The sequence below is a fragment of the Microbulbifer maximicatervae (SeqCode) genome, from assembly GCF_052467815.1.
This window is the reverse complement of sequence record NZ_CP174326.1, coordinates 586,599-610,106: the sequence shown is the minus strand read 5'-3', so window position 1 is coordinate 610,106 and position 23,508 is coordinate 586,599. Positions and strand designations below refer to the sequence as shown.

General features: G+C 50.7%; 22 protein-coding genes. 12 read left to right on the top strand and 10 right to left on the bottom strand.

Annotation, left to right across the window (positions count from 1 at the left end; translation table 11 throughout):
- Positions 1-45: 45 nt before the first annotated feature.
- The 5 genes from ACJJIW_RS02545 to ACJJIW_RS02525 all read right to left on the bottom strand — a co-directional run bounded on the left by ACJJIW_RS02545 (position 46) and on the right by ACJJIW_RS02525 (position 5,237).
- A complete protein-coding gene (locus tag ACJJIW_RS02545; protein WP_282934197.1) occupies positions 46-570 on the bottom strand; it encodes a nuclear transport factor 2 family protein in 525 nt (174 codons plus the stop codon).
- A gap of 61 nt (positions 571-631) precedes the next feature.
- Positions 632-1,837 carry an ABC transporter permease gene (locus ACJJIW_RS02540; protein ID WP_282934196.1) on the bottom strand — a complete coding sequence of 402 codons (1,206 nt, stop codon included), beginning with the start codon at positions 1,835-1,837 and terminating at the stop codon, positions 632-634.
- A gap of 9 nt (positions 1,838-1,846) precedes the next feature.
- A complete protein-coding gene (locus ACJJIW_RS02535; protein WP_282934195.1) occupies positions 1,847-3,160 on the bottom strand; it encodes an ABC transporter permease in 1,314 nt (437 codons plus the stop codon).
- A 12-nt stretch (positions 3,161-3,172) separates the two neighbouring features.
- A complete protein-coding gene (locus tag ACJJIW_RS02530) occupies positions 3,173-3,874 on the bottom strand; it encodes an ABC transporter ATP-binding protein (RefSeq protein ID WP_108731860.1) in 702 nt (233 codons plus the stop codon).
- A gap of 82 nt (positions 3,875-3,956) precedes the next feature.
- Positions 3,957-5,237 (bottom strand): efflux RND transporter periplasmic adaptor subunit, encoded by a 1,281-nt coding sequence (locus ACJJIW_RS02525; RefSeq protein ID WP_282934194.1) that lies wholly within the window; start codon positions 5,235-5,237, stop codon positions 3,957-3,959.
- A 372-nt stretch (positions 5,238-5,609) separates the two neighbouring features.
- Here ACJJIW_RS02525 and ACJJIW_RS02520 point away from each other — a divergent pair, with 372 nt between their 5' ends.
- Both ACJJIW_RS02520 and ACJJIW_RS02515 read left to right on the top strand, forming a co-directional pair.
- Positions 5,610-7,112: a SulP family inorganic anion transporter gene (locus ACJJIW_RS02520; protein WP_444936626.1), complete on the top strand. Its 1,503-nt coding sequence runs from the start codon at positions 5,610-5,612 to the stop codon at positions 7,110-7,112.
- Positions 7,112-8,014 (top strand): universal stress protein, encoded by a 903-nt coding sequence (locus ACJJIW_RS02515; protein WP_413664448.1) that lies wholly within the window; start codon positions 7,112-7,114, stop codon positions 8,012-8,014. Before ACJJIW_RS02520 ends, ACJJIW_RS02515 begins: the two co-directional genes overlap by 1 nt.
- 19 nt (positions 8,015-8,033) lie before the next feature.
- On the opposite strand, the gene ACJJIW_RS02510 is transcribed toward ACJJIW_RS02515, so the two are convergent.
- A complete protein-coding gene (locus ACJJIW_RS02510; RefSeq protein ID WP_444936625.1) occupies positions 8,034-9,707 on the bottom strand; it encodes an aminotransferase class V-fold PLP-dependent enzyme in 1,674 nt (557 codons plus the stop codon).
- 177 nt (positions 9,708-9,884) lie between these two features.
- Between ACJJIW_RS02510 and ACJJIW_RS02505 the strand changes: the two genes are divergently transcribed.
- Positions 9,885-10,361, top strand: a complete 477-nt coding sequence (locus ACJJIW_RS02505; RefSeq protein ID WP_444914710.1) for an Lrp/AsnC family transcriptional regulator — start codon at positions 9,885-9,887, stop codon at positions 10,359-10,361.
- A gap of 9 nt (positions 10,362-10,370) precedes the next feature.
- Here the strand turns inward: ACJJIW_RS02505 and ACJJIW_RS02500 are convergent, their stop codons facing one another.
- From ACJJIW_RS02500 to ACJJIW_RS02490, 3 genes are all read right to left on the bottom strand, one after another.
- A complete protein-coding gene (locus ACJJIW_RS02500; protein ID WP_444936624.1) occupies positions 10,371-11,081 on the bottom strand; it encodes a DUF2238 domain-containing protein in 711 nt (236 codons plus the stop codon).
- An 86-nt stretch (positions 11,082-11,167) separates the two neighbouring features.
- The gene (locus tag ACJJIW_RS02495; protein ID WP_444936623.1) at positions 11,168-11,740 is read right to left on the bottom strand and encodes a tRNA-(ms[2]io[6]A)-hydroxylase; all 573 of its coding nucleotides are present in this window, start codon (positions 11,738-11,740) and stop codon (positions 11,168-11,170) included.
- Positions 11,741-11,819: 79 nt separating this feature from the next.
- Entirely contained in the window at positions 11,820-12,248 is a 429-nt protein-coding gene (locus ACJJIW_RS02490; protein ID WP_108731868.1) for an acyl-CoA thioesterase, read from the bottom strand.
- Between the two features lie 480 nt (positions 12,249-12,728).
- Here ACJJIW_RS02490 and fabV point away from each other — a divergent pair, with 480 nt between their 5' ends.
- The 8 genes from fabV (at position 12,729) to ACJJIW_RS02450 (ending at position 20,394) form a co-directional block, all read left to right on the top strand.
- Positions 12,729-13,907: an enoyl-ACP reductase FabV gene (fabV, locus tag ACJJIW_RS02485; RefSeq protein WP_282934188.1), complete on the top strand. Its 1,179-nt coding sequence runs from the start codon at positions 12,729-12,731 to the stop codon at positions 13,905-13,907.
- A 111-nt stretch (positions 13,908-14,018) separates the two neighbouring features.
- On the top strand, positions 14,019-15,062 hold the full coding sequence (locus ACJJIW_RS02480) for an NADP(H)-dependent aldo-keto reductase (protein ID WP_444936622.1): 1,044 nt from the start codon (positions 14,019-14,021) through the stop codon (positions 15,060-15,062).
- Between the two features lie 149 nt (positions 15,063-15,211).
- Complete coding sequence (locus ACJJIW_RS02475; RefSeq protein WP_282934187.1) at positions 15,212-15,445, top strand: DUF2789 family protein; 234 nt, start codon at positions 15,212-15,214, stop codon at positions 15,443-15,445.
- Between the two features lie 106 nt (positions 15,446-15,551).
- Positions 15,552-16,517, top strand: a complete 966-nt coding sequence (gene lpxL / locus ACJJIW_RS02470) for an LpxL/LpxP family Kdo(2)-lipid IV(A) lauroyl/palmitoleoyl acyltransferase (protein WP_444936621.1) — start codon at positions 15,552-15,554, stop codon at positions 16,515-16,517.
- Positions 16,518-16,609: 92 nt separating this feature from the next.
- Positions 16,610-17,485, top strand: a complete 876-nt coding sequence (gene dapA / locus ACJJIW_RS02465; RefSeq protein WP_282934185.1) for a 4-hydroxy-tetrahydrodipicolinate synthase — start codon at positions 16,610-16,612, stop codon at positions 17,483-17,485.
- Between the two features lie 34 nt (positions 17,486-17,519).
- Positions 17,520-18,716 carry an NlpB/DapX family lipoprotein gene (locus ACJJIW_RS02460; protein ID WP_444936620.1) on the top strand — a complete coding sequence of 399 codons (1,197 nt, stop codon included), beginning with the start codon at positions 17,520-17,522 and terminating at the stop codon, positions 18,714-18,716.
- Complete coding sequence (locus ACJJIW_RS02455; RefSeq protein ID WP_282934183.1) at positions 18,716-19,489, top strand: MBL fold metallo-hydrolase; 774 nt, start codon at positions 18,716-18,718, stop codon at positions 19,487-19,489. The genes ACJJIW_RS02460 and ACJJIW_RS02455 overlap by 1 nt, the downstream gene beginning before the upstream one ends.
- A 74-nt stretch (positions 19,490-19,563) precedes the next feature.
- Entirely contained in the window at positions 19,564-20,394 is an 831-nt protein-coding gene (locus ACJJIW_RS02450) for a sulfite exporter TauE/SafE family protein (protein ID WP_282934182.1), read from the top strand.
- Between the two features lie 62 nt (positions 20,395-20,456).
- Here the strand turns inward: ACJJIW_RS02450 and ACJJIW_RS02445 are convergent, their stop codons facing one another.
- Positions 20,457-21,989: a peptide MFS transporter gene (locus tag ACJJIW_RS02445; RefSeq protein WP_282934181.1), complete on the bottom strand. Its 1,533-nt coding sequence runs from the start codon at positions 21,987-21,989 to the stop codon at positions 20,457-20,459.
- Between the two features lie 372 nt (positions 21,990-22,361).
- Here ACJJIW_RS02445 and ACJJIW_RS02440 point away from each other — a divergent pair, with 372 nt between their 5' ends.
- On the top strand, positions 22,362-23,498 hold the full coding sequence (locus ACJJIW_RS02440) for a tetratricopeptide repeat protein (protein ID WP_282934180.1): 1,137 nt from the start codon (positions 22,362-22,364) through the stop codon (positions 23,496-23,498).
- The last annotated feature ends 10 nt before the right edge of the window (positions 23,499-23,508 follow it).

Here is a 23,508-nt window from a genome sequence, read left to right as displayed (position 1 = left end):
TTTTCCCTGCCACAAATAGGTTCGGGAGAGTTGGTGGCCGATATGTTACTCAGCGGGTTTATGGTCGAAGCTAAGTACCCTCGCGAGCTGCCACTTATCATCAACCTGTTTCCAGAGATGAGTGAACTGAGAACTTTCCCGTAAGACTTCAGAATTGTCGTCATTGATGCCATAAAATCGATGGGTACCGGACTGAATAGCACCATAATGGTTGACGGGGTAGACTTTAGAACTCTCGATTACCAATTCACGACGTGCACGAATATCATTTCCATTTTCACGCTGTTTACACATATTGGTAATGGCCTTGACAAACTCTTCTCCAGACTTCGCTGTTTGACCCCACTTGTCATGGTACATTTCAAAATCATCGGTCACCAGGTTTTGTGCTTCTCTTAGATCACAATTGTTGAATAACGCATCAAATAAGCGTTGGTCAGCTTTTGTAATTTGTTGTACTAATTCTTCATTTGCTATTGGTCCAGCAATAACTGGATGTTTTTCAGCTTGAGAAGCTGAGCTTAGGAGGGGCAGCCCCATAAAAAATAAAGAAAATATTTTTTTTAACAAAATCAATGTCCTTATTGTTTGCTGGGGGCGAGCAAGTAGGCCACCCCCTCAAGGTTGTTATTTAGATACTTCGGGTGGCTGTTGCCGGCGATATATTCGCTGCTCGTAACGCTGGGGCAAGTGCAGCTACAAGACTGACTAAAAGTACCAGTAATGCACAAACAACTAGGGGTGCAATTGTCAAAGTGGGCTGTGAGTAATCGCGAACCATATATTGATTGGCAATTAGTGCTGCTGCACTGCCAACTGCGATACCCAGGCTCGCTATCATTCCGTTTTCTATAAGAAAATAGCGACTGATATTGGTGCGGGTGGCTCCTAATGCACGTCTAACCCCAATTTGTTTGGCCCTTTGATTAATCCAGAATATGGTTAGGCCTACAATGCCAAGAGCTACAATAAAACTCAACATGGCAGCAACAATAGATAGGACTTTAACCATTAAATTATCGCGGGCATAACTTCGGGCGACATACTCTGTAAGTACTTTTGTTTTTATTACTCTTTGAGGGTCGCGTTCAGATAATTTTTCCTCTAGTACCTTCAGTACGTCATTGCGCTTTCCTGATTCAGTCCGAACTAAATAATTTATATCTTGCGTGTTTCTAACGACGGGAAAAAAGGCTACATTACCTGCGTTTGACCATCCTACCCAGGCTCCCAGATGTCTCTCGACAACACCAATGATTTCTATTGGATGGTTGTTGCCATCATATAAAGGTTTACCTATAGGGTCCTGGTTAGGGTACAGTTTTTCAGCGAACTGCTTAGTGATAATGGCAACTGACATTTCCCTGATTTCATTAGGGTCAAAATACTGCATTTCCACATCTGTAAAATTTCGGCCCGCAATTAAATTAAGACCTAGAGTATTAATGAAGTGTGGATCTGTATTGTAACGGTTGGAGACGACCCCACCGATTTCCTGATTTGGCTGCGTGTAAAATACGCCAGCAGATCCTGATTGTGATAAGGGTACTTGCTGTGTAACAGATGCGTCCTTGACGTGGGACAGTTCGCGTAGCAATTTTAAATCAGAAGAAGCTGCACTGATCATGTCGTAATCTTGGGGGATTGCCATAACGTTTATAGCAATAATTTCTTCCACGGCAATACCTGTCGGTCGTGTTATCTTGCCAATGCGATCCTGTACAATAACCACAATGTTACTGATGATCGCCAATGTTAATGCTAGCTGCATAGCGATTAACATTGCTGATATTTTGTTGCGCCAGAGGGCAGACAACATAGGTTTCAATTCCAACATGATTCGGCCTTACTGGGTTTTCAGATAAATGGAGGGGTTGGTACGGCTGATACGCCAAGCCGGATAGATTCCTGCGAGTAGGCTTGCAATCAAAGCGAGAGCGATGGCTGCAATCATCATTATCCAATCCATCGTAGCAACAGTATCCATTTGCCCCATGGCTAGGTAGCGAATTCCACTAATACCCATGACTGCAATGAATATTCCGGCGATACCACCGATTAATCCAATGGCAGAACTTTCAATTAAGTGTTGGGTAAATATAGCGCCTCTGCTCGCTCCCAGGGCACGTCGGACACCAGCCTCGGGTGCTTTACGCAAAAACTTAGCGAGCAATAAAGCTACAGCATTGATGATACAAACTAATAAGAAAGCCAGAGATATCCAGCCCAATACACGGTTATCATCTCTGAGGACTTCGTTAAGAACCAGCCATTCAGAGGGCTTGCTCAGGGCAAATTTTAATGGTCGTTCAAAGCGCCCTTGTATTTTTTCACCATTAATATATGCAGTCAGGAAATCTTCATATTGAGCTTTTTGGTCGCTACTATTTATCTCGACCCAATACTGTATCCAAATATCCTCACTTTGTAGGAATCCCTCGTAGCCATGGCCTTCACCATTTTTCCACCCATTGGTGTTTCCCCAGCTGTATATCTCCAGTTTCCTATGTAGCCCGAAGGGCACAAACAGTTTTTCGGCGCTGCCAAAGGCACTGTTGTTAAGGTCATAAACTTTAGGAGCAGGCTCCCAGTGATCAATAACGCCAACAACAGTAAAGGGCTCGCCATTTAGGATGATGGATTTGCCTACACTGTCTTCGCCAGAAAATAATTTGTCATTCATCGACTTGGATAGAACAACAACCGCGACATGAGAAGAGTCTGCTTCATTTTCCCAGGTACCGCCGTAAATAAAAGGCACATCAAAAAGGGAGAAAAAATCGCGCGTAGTGACGCGGGTAGATGCGGTAAAAGGGCGCATCGATGAGTTTTCAAGTTGAACCGTAAACCCGAAGCGGTGCATGGCAACTTGGCGAGTTGGAATATCTGAGCGTAGAAGCGCTTGTGTATCCTGGTAAGTCAATTGCCAGGGTATCTCATTGGCCGTATTTGCAGCTTCCTTAGGGTTCCAACCATCCAGCTGCACAGCGAAAAGAACGTCATCTTTATGCTGGAGTGCATTTTGCGACATCATATAGTTGAGGGTGAGAACAGTCATGGAGGCTCCGACGCCCACCGCAATAGCAGAGATCATCAAGCCGCTTAAAATTGGCGTACCGCGCAGGCTGCGCAAAGCCAGGGAAATATAGTATCCAAACATGGTGCAGACTCCTTAAGCAGTAACGGCAGCAGGCTGCTCGGGGACCGCACGTAAATCACAAACCTGTCCATCCACGATCTGGATGTTGCGATGGGCACGGCGAGCGAGTTCCGGATCGTGGGTAACCATCACAATGGTGGTTCCCCACTCGTTAATAAACTCCAGTAGCTCCATTACCTGGCGGGCCATTAAGGAGTCGAGGTTGCCGGTGGGCTCGTCCGCGAGTAAAAAACGGGGCTCGCCGGCTAAAGCGCGAGCGATAGCGATACGTTGCTGCTGTCCACCGGAGAGCTGTGCTGGCAGGTGCTTGGCGCGTGCAGAAAGACCTACCTGCTCGAGTACTTTTTCAATACGTTTGCGGCGTTCTTTTGCATTGAAACCACGATAGCGCAGGGGAACGTCGATATTGTCGAATAAGGTCAGGTCGGGAATCAGGTTAAATCCCTGGAAAATAAAGCCTATCTTTTCGTTGCGCAGATGTGAACGCTGGCGGTCATTGAGATTACTGACATTCTCACCGTCGAGCAGGTATTCTCCACTGGTGGGAGTTTCCAGCAGACCGGCGATGTTGAGAAAGGTGGTTTTACCGGAGCCACTGGGGCCGGTCACCGAAACAAACTCGCCCTCTTTAACCTCTAGGCTGAAATCGCGCAGCGCATGAGTTTCTATAGTATCGGTACGGAAACTTTTACGGATATTGTTCATTTTCAACATTGCGATATTCCCTTTTTCTTAAACTTTAAACTATTGATTGATTTACTAAGGAGCTATACCGAGCTCCAATTTGAATTCCGGGTTAATCTGTCAGCGCAACCAGCTGGGCATTTTCGAGCTCCTCGGAAGAGGAGATAATGATTCTGTCTCCCTCTTGCAGGCCTGAGACAATTTCCACCTGTTTTAAGCCAAAGGCGCCTATCTGGATGGAAACTCGCTCCGCCTGTTGTTCGCTGTTCAAGCGAAAGGCATGATTGCCACCGCTTTGATCGAGAAAGCCACCGCGTTTGACCAGTAGTACGTTATTGCGGTTTTCCAGCAGTATGCGGGCGGTAAGGCGGAGATTTTGTCGCAGCTTTTTCGGCTGGCCCTCGGTAAAGCGAACCCGTGCAACCACCTGACCGTTGATGACTTCGGGGGAGATTGCGGTAATTTCCCCGGATAATTCTTTTCCACCGAGATTGATTGCCACGGCCATGCTGATGCCCAGATCGTCGGCATAGTTTTCCGGCACCTTGGCCTCGAGTTCAAAACTGGTGAGATCGACGACTGTAATAAGTGGCGCATTGGCACCTACGGCGCTGCGCTGCGCCACAGCCAAGCTACCGACGGTGCCGTTGACCGGTGAGATAATGTTCAGCTCGCGTACACGGCGCTCAGTTTCTTCTACCTGAAGACGTTGTTGTGAGACCTGGAGTTCCAGGTTCTGGGTTTCAAAGGTCAGTGATTCTTTTTCCAGTCCCGCATTTTGTACGGCTTGTTCGTACTCCAGCTGGGCGCGGGCCATATCGTCCTTGGTTTTTTCAAAATCCAGCCGCGAGATAATTTGCTTTTCCATAGACAGCTCTGCACGTCTCAACTCTCGCTTGGCAGCGGTGAGGTTGACTTTGGCCAGGTCGGCCTTTTGCTGGTTTTCCATATGCTGGCGTTTGGCCTGGATTTTTTGGCGCTGTAGGTTCACCGTCAGCTGGTTGAGTTGGGCGTTTTCCTGGGCCAGCTGATTGGATAGTTCCGGACTGTCGACTGTGGCCAGCAATTGCCCTTCGTCAACGGTATCCCCAGCTTTCACCGCAAACTTCACAATGCCCTGGGCAGGGCTGAAAAGCGTGGGGCTGTTTGCAGCGACCACTTGGCCCTGAACCACCAGGTCCCGCACCAGGTCTCCTCGCTGGACCTGGGCGATATTGATTTGGGACAGGGAAAGGGTGCTGTCGACGGAGCTATTGCTGTGCCAGGAGCTGATACCCCAGATCAGGAATGCCACTGTCAAACTGGCAAATACCGAGACTTTGACGACCTTTTTGTTCTTCCAAACCGGCACGGCTTCTATCTTGGTATCTTGTCTGGAAGTATCTCTAATCATTGCGGCTTTCCGTTTCTCTTACTGTTTTGCCTGTCGTTGGTATTTGGATGCAGGCTTTTGGAAATTTGGATTCAGAGTTAAGAATCTGCTTGTTAGGAGGGGTATCGCAATAAGCATGCCAACAGTTAAGTTTTGTTTAACCTGTTGAAATAAAAGGAATTTTTTAGATTTTTGTGTTTTTTTGTTTTCTTGAGGGTGTCCGCAAAAAGTGTCCGGTGTCCGCCTTGTCCGCAGTCGGACGGCAGTGGACAGCTCTGATATTTGTCAGAGGAAAAGTGGGGATAGGGGGGCTGTGCCATGCGGGGTTGCTGCCGTTTATGGTAGAGTGCGCGGCCTTTTTTTGATCAATCTCAATTTAATTAGCTGTCTCCTATGTTTCCTTCGCTGCTCTCATCGACCAAAGCCGACTGGTTCGGCAACATACGTCGGGATGTTCTCGCCGGCCTGGTAGTGGCCTTGGCTTTGATACCCGAAGCCATCGCTTTCTCGATTATCGCGGGCGTTGACCCCAGGGTCGGGCTCTACGCCTCTTTCTGTATTGCTGTTGTGATTGCATTTGTTGGCGGTCGCCCGGGAATGATCTCCGCTGCCACCGGGGCCATGGCTCTACTGATGGTGACCCTGGTGAAGGAACACGGGTTGCAATATCTGCTTGCGGCAACCTTATTGACGGGGGTACTGCAGATTATTGCGGGTTACCTGAAGCTGGGGAGCTTAATGAGTTTTGTCTCCCGGGCTGTGGTGACAGGGTTCGTCAATGCCCTGGCGATACTGATATTCCTGGCGCAAATGCCGGAATTAATCGGCGGCACCTGGGAAGTCTATGCAATGACTGCGGCGGGTCTGGGGATTATTTACCTGTTCCCTTATATCCCCGTGATTGGCAAGGCTGTGCCATCACCGCTGGTGTGTATTCTGCTGCTCACCGCAGTTGCAGTAACGATGGGGTTGGATATTCGCACTGTCGGCGATATGGGTGAGCTGCCGGATACTCTGCCTGTGTTCCTCTGGCCTGAAGTTCCACTTAACTTTGAAACCTTACAGATTATCTTTCCCTACTCCGCAGGTCTGGCCGTTGTGGGCTTGCTGGAATCCCTGATGACGGCGACGATTGTCGACGATCTGACGGATACTACCAGTGACAAGAACCGCGAGTGTAAAGGTCAGGGTATTGCCAATATTGCTGCGGGTTCCCTGGGTGGTATGGCTGGCTGTGCCATGATCGGCCAGTCTGTTATTAATGTGAAATCCGGTGGCCGCGGCCGTCTTTCCACTCTGGTGGCCGGTATCGGTCTGCTGACCCTGGTAGTGTTTATCAGTGACTGGGTTGCTGTGATCCCCATGGCGGCGCTGGTGGCAGTCATGATTATGGTTTCTATCGGGACCTTTGACTGGGGCTCCATCCGCAACCTGAAGCACTACCCACTCTCTACAAATTTGGTAATGCTGGCCACTGTGGTTGTGGTAGTGTGGACTCACAACCTGGCCTATGGTGTATTTGTCGGTGTGCTATTGGCATCGCTCTTCTTTGCCAACAAAGTCAGTCACTTTATGTATGTGAGCAGCTCCCTGGATGAAAAGCAGAGTCGCCGCACTTACAAGGTCATTGGGCAGGTATTTTTCAATTCAGCCGATAAGTTTACCGCTTCATTTGATTTCAAAGAGGTGGTGGATACGGTGGTGATCGACCTCAACCGCGCGCACTTCTGGGATGTTTCCGGGGTTAATGCGCTGGATAAGGTGGTGCTTAAGTTCCGCCGTGAGGGAGCACAAGTTGAGCTGGTAGGATTGAATGAAGCCAGTGAAACGATCGTCGACCGTTTTGGCGTACACGATAAGCCCGAGGAAATTGAGCGGGTTCTTGGAGGACATTGATGGCCGTAAGCAACAGCGAAAATAACAATGAGAACACAGGTAATGGCGGCAAGGCGCCATTGATACTCTCTTGTATCGATGGCTCTCATTACACTGGAGCGGTGTGTGATTACTCGGCCTGGCTGGCCAGGAGCCTGCAAGCACCGCTAAAGCTGTTGCACAACATCGAAAGAAGCAGTGTCCCTGCGGTAACCGATTTTACCGGCAGTATCGGCCTGGGAAGTCAGGAGGAGTTGCTGGAGGAGTTAACTGCGCTGGAGCAGCAGCGGGCGCAGTTAATGGTGCAGCAGGGCAAGCTGATGCTACAGGCCGCCCGCAGCCGTGCCGAAGATGCCGGTGTGCAAAATATCAAAGCCTGCCAGCGTCACGACAGTCTGACAGAATCAGTGGTGGAAATGGAAGACTCCATTCGCGCGCTGGTGTTGGGAATTCGCGGTGAAGAGCACGGGGATTCTGAGCGTGGACTTGGCGCTCACCTGGAGACAGTAGTGCGCTCACTGCACAAGCCGATTTTGGTGGTCAATCGGGACTTCACAGAGCCCAGTAGGGTGATGCTTGCCTACGATGGCAGTGAGGCCTCGTGCAAGGCATTGGCGATGGTTGCAGAGAGCCCATTATTTCGCGAACTCTCCTGTCACCTTGTCTATGTAGGGCCCGCTGAAACTGCGGAGAATTTGTTGGCTGAAGCCTCGGCCAAACTGGATTCTGCAGGACTCACTTGCACTGCCAGTAATCTCACCGGCAATACCGTTGAAGCTTTGGTGGCCTACCAAACCGAGCACCAGATTGATCTAACCGTAATGGGAGCTTTCAGTCACAACCGCCTGCACGACCTTCTGATGGGAAGCATCACCGTAAAAATGTTGTTGAAAGCCCGTCAGCCTCTGTTGCTGTTGCGGTAGAAGCCTCTTCGCTTCCCACTTAGAGTGCCAGTGCCGCTTCCCGGGGGCTGGCAAACCAGCGTAGGGGTTCTGCCTCATCGGGCAGTCTTAAATCGTAGAAAAGGGCTTCGCGACCAACTTTGCGAAGCTCTTTTTCTCCCATCATTAAATAGCTCTTAAGATTTAAGTTGCAACGGTTTTCCTGCTCTTGTTGCGTGTCTTTCTCGGTAAATGTCAGCTGAGAAATATCAAGCGATGTCTTCATTTTCTTATCCTGATATCGCCATACGCCGGTGAGTGGGTCAAAACGGTAAAACGGCAACAATCTCCAGCCGTAGTTGGCGACCAGGGCCACTGCCTCCAATAAGTATTCCAAGACCTCCTCGCTGATAAAATAGTTAAAATTGAGTCTTATCCAACCGGGTCTCAGTACCTTGTGACCTTGCAGGATTTGTTCTTCCAGGGATTTACTGTGGGCCATATCGATGCCCAATAAAGCGTGCCCATAGGGACCGGCACAGGAGCAGCCTCCGCGAACCTGAATACCAAAAAGGTCATTGAGCAATGCCACTACAAAACCGTAGTGAAGGTCCTTATTGTTCCATTTAATTCGCAGGGAGATGATGGATAGTCGTGCGGAGTCAGTATTGCCGAGTATCTCAATGGCCTCCTCCTCCGACCAGCGTTGCAGTGCCCGCTGTAAAAATTGGGTTTCGCGTCGACCAATCTCTTTTGCGCCCACCGTCTGTTGAAGTTTGAAAACCATACCGGCCCTGATCGACTCGATAATGGCTGGAGTGCCGCCCTCTTCACTGCGCTCGGCGTCTTCCAGATAGCGGTGATCTTCCGGTGTGACATAAAGGACGGTACCGCCTCCTGGTGTAGCAGGTACCGAGTTTTTCAGCAGGTCTTCGTGTACAACCAGAATACCTGGAGTGCCGGGTCCTCCGATGAATTTGTGCGGGGAGACAAACACGGCATCCTTTTGGTAATGGCTATCCGGCGTTGCTGGCCCTTGCATATTAATTTGCACATAGGGTGCTGCGGCGGCGTAGTCCCAAAAAGATAAAGCTCCGTGTTTTTTAAGGAGTGCAGTCACTGCCTCTACATCTGTTTTGATTCCGGTTACGTTAGAGGCCGCAGAAAAACTGCCGATTTTGTGTGGTCTATGGGCATGGGCGCGCAGTTCTGATTCCAGTGCTTCAAGGTCAAGTTTGCCACTTTGATCTAGTGGAATAGCGATCAAATCGGCAATGCTCTCTCGCCAGGGGAGTTCATTGGAATGGTGCTCGTATGGGCCGATAAAAATAACCGGGCGATCATGTTCGGGAATTCTACTTAAGAGCTGGTGTTGCCTATCCAGGTCTGCGGGCAGGCGCAAGTTGAGAATATCGATCAATTTGTTGATCGCCGCTGTTGCACCAGAACCACAAAAAATCACTTTATGGTTATCGCTGGCGTTGACTGCCTGACGAATTTCTTCACGGGCCTGCTCCCGTAGCGCGGTGGTATGGGCTCCGGTATAGGAACTCTCGCTGTGGGTATTGGCATAGAAGGGCAGTACCTGCTGGCGGATAGTCTCTTCGATAAATGCCAGCGCACGACCGGAAGCTGTGTAGTCGGCGTACACCAGAGGACGTTTTCCAAACGGCGTTACGATTGCTTGCATATCGCCGATTACCGAGTCGCGGATGTGCTTTATCAGGTCTGTCATGATTTCCTTTCCCCTGTTTTGTGGGGCTCACTTTAGTCCCGAATGCTTGAAACAATGTCTCTACTTGTATCTTTTATTGTGTAATTTATGAATGAATGTGCCGATAATAAGATTTAAATCGTAAAACTGTGCCATAAGGCATCATTTTGTGTGATTGGGCGAGGCGGGGACTGAGTGATGACTGAAGGATTAAGCAAATTGGATAGGGCAATACTAGAGCTGTTGCAGGCTGATGCGACCCTGTCAGTGGGGGACATTGCCGAGCGGGTTGGGATGTCCAAGTCGGCGTGCTGGCGCCGCATTCACCGTCTTGAGAATGAGGGGGTGATTTGCGACAGGGTTACCCTCCTTGATCAGCAAAAACTGAACTTGCCGCTGACGGTCTATATTTCAATTCGTACCAACCAGCACAATGATCAGTGGGCCGCCCGTTTTAGCGAATTGATACAGGGGGTGGCTGAAATTCTTGAGGTCCATCGTATGAGTGGAGATTTGGACTATCTGATAAAAGCGGTAGTCACCGATATGCCTGGCTACGATCGTCTCTATAAGGAACTGATCAAGGCCGACCTGTTTGATGTCAGCTCCAGTTTTGTAATGGAGACGATGAAGCAGACAACCCGTTTACCGCTAAATCATGCATTGTCCAAATAGGGCTGGACTCTAGCCGCGTCGATTACTCCACCAGTGGCGCAAGCGGGTTTCTCCCAGGGCGCTGTCACCCGGGGGGGCCTTAAGGCTGTTGCGAATCTCACTCCAGGCGTTGGAGTTCAACCACAGGTTCAGGGCGAGTACCACCACCATGGTGGTGATAGAGCCGAGCCCCGCCAGCAGCATGTCTTTCTGCGCATCCCAAATATCTCCTTGAGAGCCGAGGAAGGCTGCGCCCAATTCTGGAGAGACAGCTTTTGCCGCTTGCCACTCAATGATTTCGTAGATTGATGAGAGCGCAAAAGTCACGTCTACCGGGAAGAAATAGGCCCAGAATCCACGCAGCTGAGCCAGGCGCACAAGAATCTCTCGCACCGGATAGGCCAGGAGAAGGCCAAAGCTGAAATGCACCAGGCGGTCGTACATATTGCGATCGGAGCCCAGCCATTCCTGCAAGGTGTAGCCAAAAGGCGTTTCGGCATAGGTGTAGTGAGAGCCGATCACATGAAGGCACATGAAGATGGTGATCAATGTATAGGAGATATTTGATAAGGGAAAACTCCGTGCACTGATCAAAATGATCGGTAGAGCGGCAAATACCAGATAGTTCTCAAGCAACCAGTCATCTGGGTGCAAGGGGTTCCAGGCAGACCAGGCCCAGGTAATGGCAAATGTGGTCAATAAGAACAGGTGGAACCAGTGTTGGCGAAGGAAAGTCTGCATATGTTTGGCGCCTCTACGTCGGGCTAGAGATTGGCGCCAGGATACACCATTGGAGGGGAATAGGAATTGCGTTGAATTACGGTCCGCTAATGCAATACCGCGCGGTGTGGGAGTGCGGCAGTAATCGCGGCTTCCTCATCGAGTAATTCAGATAGCCTCGCTTCCACTTTTTCACGGGGAAAGTACTCCAGGGCGAGTTCGACAAATAGTTCGTGGTGGCGAGCTTCACTATCGGTGATGACCTGGTAGAAGGTCTTCAGGGGGCCAGATGGCAGTGCCTCAGCCACCAGTCCAAAGCGCTCGCACCCCCGCGCTTCGATGATCGCTGCGGTGAGCAGGCGGTCCATCAAGTATTCATCTGGCCCCTGGCGAATCAGTTGGCGCAGGGTGTTGATATACGGATCTTTCGCATCCGGTGCCTGGTAGATCCCTCGATCATGCATAATCTTGATAACCTGGCGGAAGTGGTTCATTTCTTCCAGTGCCAGGTTGATCATGGCTTCCATTAAAACGGGCTTGTCGGGATAGTGGGAGAACATGGATACCGCCATGCCGGAGGCCTTTTTCTCTGCGGCAGCATGGTCCTGCAGGAATCGATCAAAGTCGGCGAGCACCACTTGAGCCCAGGGTTTGGGGGTGTGAAATCGCAGTTCAAACATAGTCGATGGCGGTTAGTGCAAAGCGTCAGTATACCGCCACCGTTTCACTGCTCTAGAGCGTTATTGCTCCGGGGTAGAGTCAGCTGGCAATTCTGCGTTCGCGAACCTCCCGCTCTTGTTGAGTAACAATTCGGGCCTGTTCCAGGGACATGCCGGCCTTTGCGTGAGGGGTGGGCTTGCCATTTGCGTCCAGCGCGACAAAAACAATTTGGTCCACTTGCACAATCAGCTGTTGTGACTGTTTGTTGCGAACCTCGCAGTGGACTGTGAGCGAGGTTTGGCCGATACCAACCACCTCGAATCCAAACTCCACCACATCACCGCAGCAAGCGGAGCTGACGAAGTCAATTTCCGACATCAGTTTGGTGACCAGCATTGGAGTACCCATCTGGCAGCCGGCAAAGATTGCCGCTTCCTCATCAATCCAGGACAGTAGCTGTCCGCCAAACAGGCGCTGGGCGGGATTGAGGTCTCCGGGTTTCACACAGTGTCGTGAATAGTATTTCACTCTGACCTTCCTAACTTACTTCAGGTTTAACAACGCACGAGCCATCCCTGGCTTGCTTTATGACAGCGAAAAGCTGCCCCCACTGGTGAGACTGCATACAGCGTGCCAAGCCAGAAAAATCGCGGTTGATGAATTTTCCTGTGGAAATATGTCAATTAGCCCTTTTGTGGCACCGGCTTGGCGCGACATTAATCACTGTAGCCCCTTTTATGTGCAGGAAAGTCAGGAAATATCGATTTCCTGTTTGGGTTTTGAGCAGGATGTGGCGCTTTGGCCGGGATAGTAGATATTTTGGACGTCATCTATCGATTGTGGGAAATACCGCTATGGGACTCCTCGGCGACAGAGATTAGAATGGCCCACGAACCTGACCCAGGCGTCGCACTCTCGACCTTGGGTTGATAGTTCTCCGGAGCGCCACCAGCGTATCTGTAATCAGGTAACAACGATTCCCAAAAGACGAAGGGAGAGACTGTAAGGATGATCATCCAGCCGAAAGTACGCGGTTTTATTTGTACCAATGCCCACCCGCAGGGCTGCGCTGCTAACGTACGCGAGCAGATTGAGTATATTCAGTCCCAGCCAGCGGTTGAAAAAGGGCCCAAAAAGGTACTGGTGATAGGTGCCTCCACAGGCTACGGCCTGGCGTCACGAATTACAGCTGCTTTTGGTTGCGGCGCAAGTACCCTGGGTGTTTTCTTCGAGAAGCCGCCTACTGAAAAGCGCACGGCTTCTGCGGGTTATTACAATTCCGCAGCTTTTGAGCAGGAGGCCCACAAAGCGGGGCTTTACGCAAAGAGTATCAATGGCGATGCTTTTTCTGATGAGGTGAAAGCCCAGACTGTAGAGATGATCAAAGAAGACCTAGGTCAGGTTGATCTCGTGGTTTACAGCTTGGCATCCCCGCGTCGCACAGATCCGAAAAGCGGTGAGCTGTATAGCTCTGTACTCAAGCCTATTAACAAATCTTACACTGCCAAGAATCTGAACACTGACAAGCTGGAGATCTCCGATATTACTTTGGAGCCGGCCAGCGACGAAGAGATCGCAAATACCGTCAAGGTTATGGGTGGTGAAGACTGGGAACTGTGGATGCAGGCCCTCGGTGATGCCGGGGTATTGGCTGATAACTGCAAAACTGTGGCTTATACCTATATCGGTGAAAAGTTGACCTGGCCGATTTATGGTCACGCGACTATCGGTAAAGCTAAAGAAGATCTTGATCGCGCGGCAAAAGCGATCACCGATAACGGTAAGGCTGCGGCTAACGTTGCTGTTTTGAAGGCGCTGGTTACCCAATCCAGCTCTGCTATTCCGGTAATGCCACTCTATATCTCTCTTGCGTACAAAATCATGAAAGAAGAGGGGACTCATGAGGGCTGTATCGAACAGCTATACCGCCTCTACACTGAGGGGCTCTATACCGATACTCCACGTCTCGATGATGTGAACCGTTTACGTATGGACGAGAAAGAGCTGCGCCCTGAGACCCAGGCGAAGATCGAAAAGTTGTGGCCAGAGGTAACTGCTGAGAACCTGTTTGACTTGACTGACTTCAAGGGCTATCAGGCGGATTTCCTCAAGCTGTTTGGATTTGGTGTTGATGGCATTGATTACGATGCAGACACCTCACCCATGGTAGATACCAAATTCGGCTGATTTTATGCGGGACTCCATTTGGGAGTCCCGTTTCCCCTTCCGTAACGCACTCCTACAACTCTTCCTAGCAAAGCTGCATAATCCGGTTTTTCGGCTTATGGGGGCTTTTCAATGGAGTATCGCCAACTCGGCACCACCAACCTTAAGGTCAGCCAGATCTGCCTGGGCACCATGACTTATGGTGAACAAAATAGTGAAGCTGAATCCGCTGAGCAGCTCGACTATGCAATATCTCAAGGGGTTAACTTTATTGATTGTGCGGAAATGTATCCCGTACCGCCACGGCCAGAAACACAGGGCCGAACCGAGGAATATATCGGCAACTGGCTGGCTGCGCGAGGAGGCAGGCACCAGGTTGTTGTCGCAACTAAAGTGGCGGGCCGCAGTGCCGCCAATTCAGGTGTTGGCCATATTCGCTCGGGTCCCCGCCTGAGTCGAGAGCAGATTTTGCAGGCCTGTGACGATTCCTTAAAACGCTTGCGCACTGACTATATCGACCTCTACCAGGTCCACTGGCCTGAAAGGCAAACTAATTTCTTCGGGCGCCTGGACTATGTTCACGGCAGCGACGATGGTGTGTCTATAGCTGAAACATTGGGCGCGCTTGAGGAGTTGGTTGAGCAAGGTAAGGTTCGTCATATCGGTGTTTCCAATGAGACCCCCTGGGGTATGTTTGACTACCTGCAGCAGTCGATTGCCTACGGAAAGCCAAGGGTTGTATCGATTCAAAACCCCTACAGTCTTTTAAACAGGGCTTTTGAAGTTGGTTGCGCTGAAATTGCTATTCGCGAGAGATGTGGCCTATTGGCGTACTCCCCCCTCGCATTTGGGGTTCTTTCGGGCAAGTATCTGGGGGGAAGGAAGCCGGAGGGTGCACGACTTACCCGCTATGATCGCTTTCAGCGCTACGGTGGAGAGCGAACCCTTGCTGCGACCCAGGCCTATGTGGATTTGGCCCGGGAGTTTGGCCTGGACCCGGCGCAGATGGCACTGGCATTCGTGAATCAGCAGCCATTTGTCACTTCAAATATCATTGGCGCCACAACTATCGAGCAATTGCGTTCTAATATTTCCAGCGTTGAAATTACCCTGGATGGTGAGCAATTAGCGGCTATCGAAGCTATACACCAGGGGAATCCCAACCCGGCGCCCTAAATGGGCAAAGGCTGAATTCTATTGATGAAAGCCTGCGATGCCTCTGAAAATCCTGAAGGAATAATGCGGAATGAATCAGGGGCTGCCCAACTATAATTGGGGTAGTCGCCATGAAAATATGGCTGCCAGAATAGATAGCGGTAATCGTTATGGAAACTACTGGACATCACACACTGAAGGACCTGTTTTCCCAGTTGGGGCTGGCGTCTGAAGATGCACAGATCCATGAATTTCTGGTCACGCACTATTTGCACCGCCATGAGAAGCTTTCCGCCGCTTCCTTCTGGAGTGATGGGCAGCGAGAGTTCCTGGAGAATGCCATCTTGGATGATTCGGATTGGTGTGTCGCAGTGGATGAGTTGGACACCCTGTTAAGGCACTGACCTCCTGTGGCAGTTACGCGGTCCCCGCTCTCTTCGCATAGGGTATACTACGTCGTTTTCAACCGACTTAGGTTGCGCTGCGGCGCCACACCCTGATATAGATCTGATGGAAAAACCCCGATTTCGCGCGGCGCTGCTGCACCCTCGCTACTGGCTGACCTGGCTGCTTTTTGCGCTATGGTTTTTGATTGCGCAATTGCCCTACGGCTGGCAGTTGGCCATGGGCCGTGCGTTTGGCCGCTTAATGCTCAGACTAGCTACCAGCCGGCGCACGATTGCTGAACGCAATCTCGCGCTGTGCTTCCCCGAGCTGGGGGAAGATGAGCGAGCTGAGCTTCTTAGGCGTAATTTTGAGTCCAGCGGTATCGCCTTGGTGGAAACCGGCATGGCCTGGTTTCGCTCTGCAGCGTGGCTACGGAAACGCTTTACCTTTGAAGGGCTGGAAGCCCTGCAGGCCATCCAGGCCCAAGGCCAGGGCGTTCTCCTGATGGCCATGCATTTCACTACCCTGGAAATCGGCGCCGCCATGATGGGGATGAGTATTACTCTCGATGGCATGTATCGGCCGCACAAAAATCCGGTTTATGACTACATGCAGCGCAAAGGGCGAGAGCGCCATACGGAGAATGGCAGTGTTTATCAGCGTAAAGATGTGCGCGGGGTATTGCGAGCCCTGCAGCGCGGGCGTGCGGTCTGGTATGCTCCGGACCAGGATTACGGGATTAAGCAGGGGATCTTTGCTCCTTTCTTCGATGTTCCGGCGGCGACTGTTACGGGAACCTCACGGTTCGCCAGGGTCGGCAAGGCCAAAGTGGTGCCCTATGTGGTGACACGACTGGATGATGGCTCAGGTTACCGTTTGAAGATTTACGATCCTATTGATCAGATCCCTTCGGGAGATGAGCTGCAAGATGCCATTTTGGTGAACCAGTTTATCGAAGCGCGTATTCGCGAGGCCCCAGAACAATACATGTGGGTGCATCGCCGTTTTAAGACCCGTCCTGAAGGGGCAGAAAACGTGTATCACGGGGTACGCAAAAAGAAAAAGAAACGCAAAAGAGTGGCGAGCTAGTCGCACTGGCGCAGATACCCTGGCCTAAGTAACATACTGAACTGACTCTGGCGGTGGTATTCCGGGTGGAGTGCAAAAAATAAGGAGTGAGGATGTTAACCGGTAGTATGGTGGCCCTGGCCACCCCAATGTACGCAGACGGAAGCCCGGATTGGGACAGTCTGCACAACCTCGTTGAGTGGCATATCGAGCAGGGGACCCGAGCACTGGTTGCTGTGGGGACTACCGGTGAATCTGCAACCTTGGACTTCAATGAGCACATTGAGGTTATTCGACGTGTTGTGGACCAAGTGGCAGGCCGAGTGCCAGTGATTGCAGGAACTGGCGCAAACTCTACTTCTGAAGCGATTGACCTTACAGAGAATGCCGCCCGATGTGGTGCAGATGCCTGCCTGCTGGTTACACCTTATTACAATAAGCCCACCCAAGAAGGCCTCTACCAGCACTATCGTGCGGTGGCCAAGGCTGTCTCCATTCCCCAAATTCTCTACAATGTTCCCGGCCGCACAGCAGTAGATATGCTGCCGGAAACGGTACAGCGCCTGGCGTTGGTCGGCAATATCGTAGGCATCAAGGAGGCCACCGGTGACTTGGAGCGGGCTAAGGTTTTAATAGATACTCTGCCCGAAGGGTTTGCCGTTTACTCTGGCGACGACAGTACTGCGGTTGAACTAATGTTACTGGGCGGTCATGGAAATATTAGTGTAACCGCTAATGTGGCCCCCGCAGCAGTGGCCCAAATGTGTGAAGCGGCGCTGGCCGGTGATGCGGTGACTGCGCGGACAATTGACCAGCGAATACAAATATTGCACAAAGTGCTGTTTTTGGAGTCCAACCCGATACCGGTGAAATGGGCTCTGCGGGAGATGGGCCGTGTCGACGGTGGAATACGCCTGCCGTTGACGAGTCTATCCCCTGAGCACCACGGGACAGTGCGCGAAGCTCTGCGTAGTGCCGGTGTACTCTAAATCCGCGAACTGAGAATTAACCAGGATAGCTTTAATGAAAAAATTGACCGTTGGAGCCGGGCTCTTTATCTCCAGTATTACGCTGGCAGGGTGCGGTGTGTTCGGCAACGATGGCTATTTCCGCGATCGCAGTAATGATTACCAGCATGCCGATAGCCTGACTCCTCTAAGGATACCTGAAGGTGTTAATACCAAGCACCAGGAGGAGCTTTATGAGATTCCCCAGATTGCAGGGGAGCAGCTGGCCCAAGGTAGTTTTGAAGTTCCGCGCCCACTGGCGATTTCCGTAAATGCGGGTCTGGAAAGAGTGAAAATTCAAAAACTCGGCGCGAATCGCTGGGTGCTGGTATCCCAGCCTCCCGAAGAAGTGTGGCCCCAGTTGCACCAATTCCTTCGGAGCTCAGGCTTGCGTATAGAAATGTCAGATGCCAACGCGGGGGTTATGGAAACTGCGTGGATGGCCTTTAAGGAGAGCCCGGATACTAAAGACAAGTATCGATTGCAGGTGGAAACTGGTGTTCAACCGGATACTACAGAAGTCCATGTGCGCCACCTTTCCGTCCCTTCATCTGCCCCGGTTGGTGGTAGTGTCAATTGGCCAGAGCGTTCCTCCAGCCCTGAGCGTGAAGGCTGGATGATCGATGAAATGTCTACAGCCCTGGCATCTGAAACTGCAGCTGCGACTGCATCTCTGGTAGCCCAGGCTATTGGTAACAGTGACCTTAAGGTCCAATTGAGAGAGCCCGTTGGTCACGAGCCCTATATCGCGATGGGATTGGAAATGGAGCGGGCCTGGGCCACTGTCGCTCATGCCGTTAATTCAGGTGCCTATCGCTTGCACCGTGAAGATTCCGATATCGGTCTTTTTTATGTCACTTACGATGAAGATCGTGCTCATGCTTCTGATGAAGAGGACAGCGATGGAGGTTGGTTCTCCTGGGGCAGCAGCAAGAGCGACGAAGATGAGCTGGCGGAGAGTGCCGATCAGGTAAGCCTGCAGCAGATTTTGGCTGGAATTGATCTGACGGAGGGGGCTGAGCCCGCTCTATTCAAGGAAATCAAAGGGCTGGGAGTAGGGGCTACTACTGATGAAGCTTATCCCGGTTACCTGATTGTTATCCGTGGTAATGATGATGAGATTGAAGTCCGGGTGCGCGATACTCGGGGACAGCCGCTTTCAAAGAATGAAGCCTCCCAGCTGCTTCAATCTATCCAGCAGAACCTTATTTAATGGGCCTGCGCTTCGCCTCTTTGGGAAGCGGCAGTAAAGGCAATGGAACAGTGGTCGCCAGTGGCGACCACTGTCTTTTGGTTGACTGCGGTTTTACCATCAAGGAAACCGAGCGCCGTATGGCGCGGCTCGGTATGTCTCCCGCTGATATCTCTGCAATTGTGGTTACCCACGAACACAGCGATCACCTCTCTGGTGTAGGTCCACTTGCGCGCAGATATGGCCTGCCTGTCTACCTGACGCCCGGTACTTTTAAGGCGCGTGATATTGGTAAGTTACCAAAGTTGCACTTAATTGAGGGGCATCAGCCTTTTGTTGTCGCCGATATTGAAGTAACCCCGGTCGCGGTTCCCCACGATGCCCGAGAGGCGGCACAGTTTGTGTTTCGCTGTCGCGGTAGCAGTCTGGGCTTGTTGACGGACCTGGGGACTATCACCCCTCATGTTGAAGCGCACTTTGGAGATTGTGATGCCTTGGTTCTAGAGGCAAATCACGACCCTCTGATGCTCGCTAAAGGACCCTATCCACCTTCGTTGAAGCGACGCGTTGGGGGTGCCTATGGGCATCTGAGTAATCAACAGGCTGCTGGCTTTCTACAGCGCGTTGGCTATGAGCAACTACAGCACTTGGTAGTAGCTCATATCAGTGAAAAAAATAACAGCCTTGCCCTGGCAAAGGAGGCCCTGGCAGAGGTTGCCGAAGCAGTGGAGAGCTGTATTTTTGCCTGTCAGCAGGAAGGGTTTGACTGGCTTACAGTGGAGAGCCGAAGCTAAGGTCTCTATCTATTCCCAGCTTATATCTGTTTAAATGCGACAAAATTATTTGTCGTATTTAAAGGGGGTGGGCTATGGAAATACTGCTGGTTTATTTGTTGGTCGGTGCCGCTGCTGGAACTATTGCCGGACTATTTGGCGTAGGTGGTGGCCTGATTATTGTCCCTGCCTTGGTTTTTGTTTTCACCGCTATGGGGATATCCCCTGAAATCCTCACCCACATGGCTGTGGGTACTTCCCTAGCAACAATCATTATCACTTCAATCAGTTCAGTGCGCGCCCACAACAAGAAAAAGGCGGTGGACTGGAAGATCTTTGGGGTTATGGCTCCAGGCATTTTAATCGGTTCTTGGGCCGGTGGCGCCACTGCTGAATTACTCCCCGGTGCTTGGCTGCAGCTGTTGATCGGCGTCTTTGCGATCGTGATTGCGGTGAGGATGTGGCTTAGTGGTGCCCGGCACGATCAATTAACGGAAGGGGATGGCAATTTACCAGGGTCGTCTTTATTGCTATCTGCAGGAGGGGTTATAGGCTGGGTATCTGCGATTTTTGGTATCGGTGGGGGCTCACTAACCGTTCCATTTTTATCCCGTTGCCGGGTGAAGATGCAACGTGCGGTTGCTACGTCGGCGGCTTGTGGTCTTCCCATTGCGGTTGCGGGTGCGCTGAGCTTTGGTTTCCAGGGCTGGGGCAATCAGCTTCTACCAGAATGGAGTAGTGGCTATGTGTACTGGCCTGCGTTTTTTGGAATTGTTGTCACCAGCACGTTTTTTGCCCGCTTTGGTGCCAATCTTGCCCATCGCCTTTCTCCCAAAATGCTTAAGCATTGCTTTGCCATTTTGCTGTTTATTATTGGGGCGCGGTTTATCTGGCTGAATGTCGGTCTGTTACAAGGCTTGCTTTAGGCGAGGGAAAATAAAAAAGGCCACTGCATAGCAGTGGCCTTTTTTTGAAATACAGCTAAGTATTAGGCCGTTTTAGTAGAGCTTTCAGCTGTCGCAGTATTCTGGGGTGCTTCTGAGTCAGTCTCCCAGTACTTGGACTTGAGACTGATCAGGGCCAGGATGATACCCACTCCGATTGTGAACAAGCTGATTTGCAGGAACAGGTTTGGCATCTCAGCAACATTGTTCGGATCAAAGTTACCTGACAGAAGACCGGCAAAGAGGTTGCCGATAGAGTAAGTCAGAACAAAGACACCCATCATCTGGCCAGCAAAGCGGCGAGGAGAAAGTTTACTTACTGCACTCAGGGCCACCGGGCTCAGGCAGAGTTCACCGACAGTGTGCAGGAAGTAAGTGGCTACCAGCCAGTAAGGAGCAACTTTCAGGCCCGCTGCTGCGTATTGAGCGGCAAAGAACATTACCAGGAAGCCACTGGCCATGATGATCAGGCCAAGTGCACATTTCAGCCCATAGGATGGGGTGATCATGCGTTTGCCCAGGTTAATCCACAGCGCGGCAAAGAACGGGGACAGGGTAATGATAAAGATGGAGTTAAAGCTTTGTAGCCAGGAGGTTGGCATTTCAAAGCTGCCAATCAGGCGATCTGTGTAGTCGCGGCCGAACAGGTTCAGTGAGGAGCCCGCTTGCTCGAAGCCCGACCAGAAAAAGGTAGAGGCTACACAGACTAGGAATAGCGCCCACATTTTCTTTTTCTCTGATCCGCTCAGCTGGCCGCCAAAGTAGATAAAGCCAAAGTAGGCAAGGAAAGTCAGGGTGAAGGCTACAGCTACGTACTTGGCTATTTCTACCGGGTTGATGGTGATAGTGCCATTCATCACCAAGCCAGTAATCACTGCAACACCGACTACGACAGCACCAATTATGCGCCAAGCCAGTTTTGCCTTTTCTGGCGAAAGTGGGTTCTCGGGATTGAGGCTTGCGTCCCCCAGGTTGTGAATAGTGCGGCGATACTGGATCAGGCCAATAGCCATCCCTACAGCAGCGGCACCAAAGCCCCAATGCCAGCCGACATTTTCACCAAAGTACCCGCAGACGGCATAACCGATGATTGAGCCCATGTTGATGCCCATATAGTACAGTGCGTATCCGCTGTCGCGGCGAACATCATCTGGTTGGTAAAGATGTCCAACTGCTGCACTGATATTGGGCTTGAGGAGGCCGGTGCCGGTAGCAACAAGAATCAAGCCTATAAAGAAGCTCCAACTGGTTGGGATAGCGAGCACAATATGGCCACACATAATGATGATGCCGCCGTACCAAATGGTGCGTTGCCCTCCTAGTAGGCGGTCTGCAATCCAGCCACCGGGCAGGCCTAGGAAGTACACGGCGCCAGTGTAGAGCCCATAAATAGCTCCCGCTGCTGCAACGGTAAAGGCCAAGCCCTCTTCCTGAAGACTGGCTGTCATAAACAGCACAAGCAGGGCTCGCATACCGTAGTAACTCATCCGCTCCCACATTTCGGTGAAGAAAAGTGTAGAGAGCCCTTTGGGGTGGCCAAAAAAGCCAGCGTCATTTTGATGTGTATTTGACGACATAAGCTGAAATTCCAGTTGTTATAGCTCTAGTGCAATATGCTGGTGCATATCAGGAAGGCAGCCTGGCTAAGGAACTCGCCCTGTGATCAGCCAGGTAATTCATCCGTGTGACAGAGTACTATTTTCTTCCAGTATTGCTCTTGTTTAAAGAGGTCGCTGCCGAGCCGAGTTTTGGGTGGCTGCTTCCAGCCAGATTAAAGGCCCAAATATTCGGGGTGCATACCTCGTGCGTAACCCGGAAAGTTTACCAGCTGTCTATTTAACAGGCGAACTGTTGTGGGGCGTTTTAAGCAAATGGTACCAGGGCACTTTATTTGGCCCTAAATTGGTGATAAATCCTGTTACAGTTGAAAATTTGGGGAGGGAAACGCTGTGAAGGTGCTATTAGTAGTTGCTTTGATACTGGTCATTGGTGGTTGTTCCCGGTATCCAAATATTCACACTAAACAAGTAGATACCGACTCTGTTTTGAGTGGACAGGCTGTTTTTAACCGATCTGTTCGAACAAATGAGCTGCCAGATGAGCAGCTTTTGGAACTTGATACGGAAATTCGCTCATACCTAAACACTCTTTCTCCTGATGCGATACCTGATAGCCGCCTTCAGGCACTGACGAGCGCGGTGAGTAAGAGGGAGCTTTTCTTTGAGTATGATGCGAACAGTACTCTCTCTGCTAGGGAAGCCTTTTATCAGCAGCGGGGTAATTGCTTAACTTTTACACTGATGATGGTTGCTATGGCGAGGGAGTTAGGGGTTGAGGCCTTCTTTAATGAAGTGGATGTTCCCCCTGTCTGGAGTCAGGAAGAGGCGGAAACGTTTGTTATTTATCGCCATGTGAATATGGTATCTAAACACCCTAGCGGTCAACGAATTATCGATCTCAATCTCGAAGTTTACGATCCTATTTATCAGCAGAGAACTCTGGATGATATTACTGCATTCGCTCTTTATTACAGTAATCGAGGTGTGGAATTCCTTCGTGAGGGAGATAAGGAGCAGGCGTTTCTATATTTGCGTAAAGCATTGCAATTACGTCCTGAGAGAAGTGATTTTTGGTCTAACATGGGGGCTTTCTACAGTCGCTTTGACCACCTGTATGAGGCTGAGCAAAGCTACCTGCAATCCCTAGTTTTACAGGGGGACAACCTGGTTGCCAGCAGCAACTTGGAGTGGTTGTATCGCGGCACTGGGCGTGATGAGTTGGCCAGAGTCTATGCCGATAGAGTGAAATTTCACAGGGAACGCAATCCTTACTACCTGTATTACCAGGCTCGCGAATCCTATGAAAACAAAAATTACCAGGATGCAGAAAAACGTCTAACGCGAGCTATAAAGACCAATGATGATGATCACCGATTCCATTTTTTACTTGGACTAGCGCAATATAACCTCGGTGATTTACTAGCTTCCAGAAATAGTTTTGAGAAAGCATTTTCGCTGGTGAGTAGCTCGGATGTAAAAAGTGTATACCAGCAAAAACTGGATCGCTTATTGAATAGTGATCATTAGCTTTAGTCAT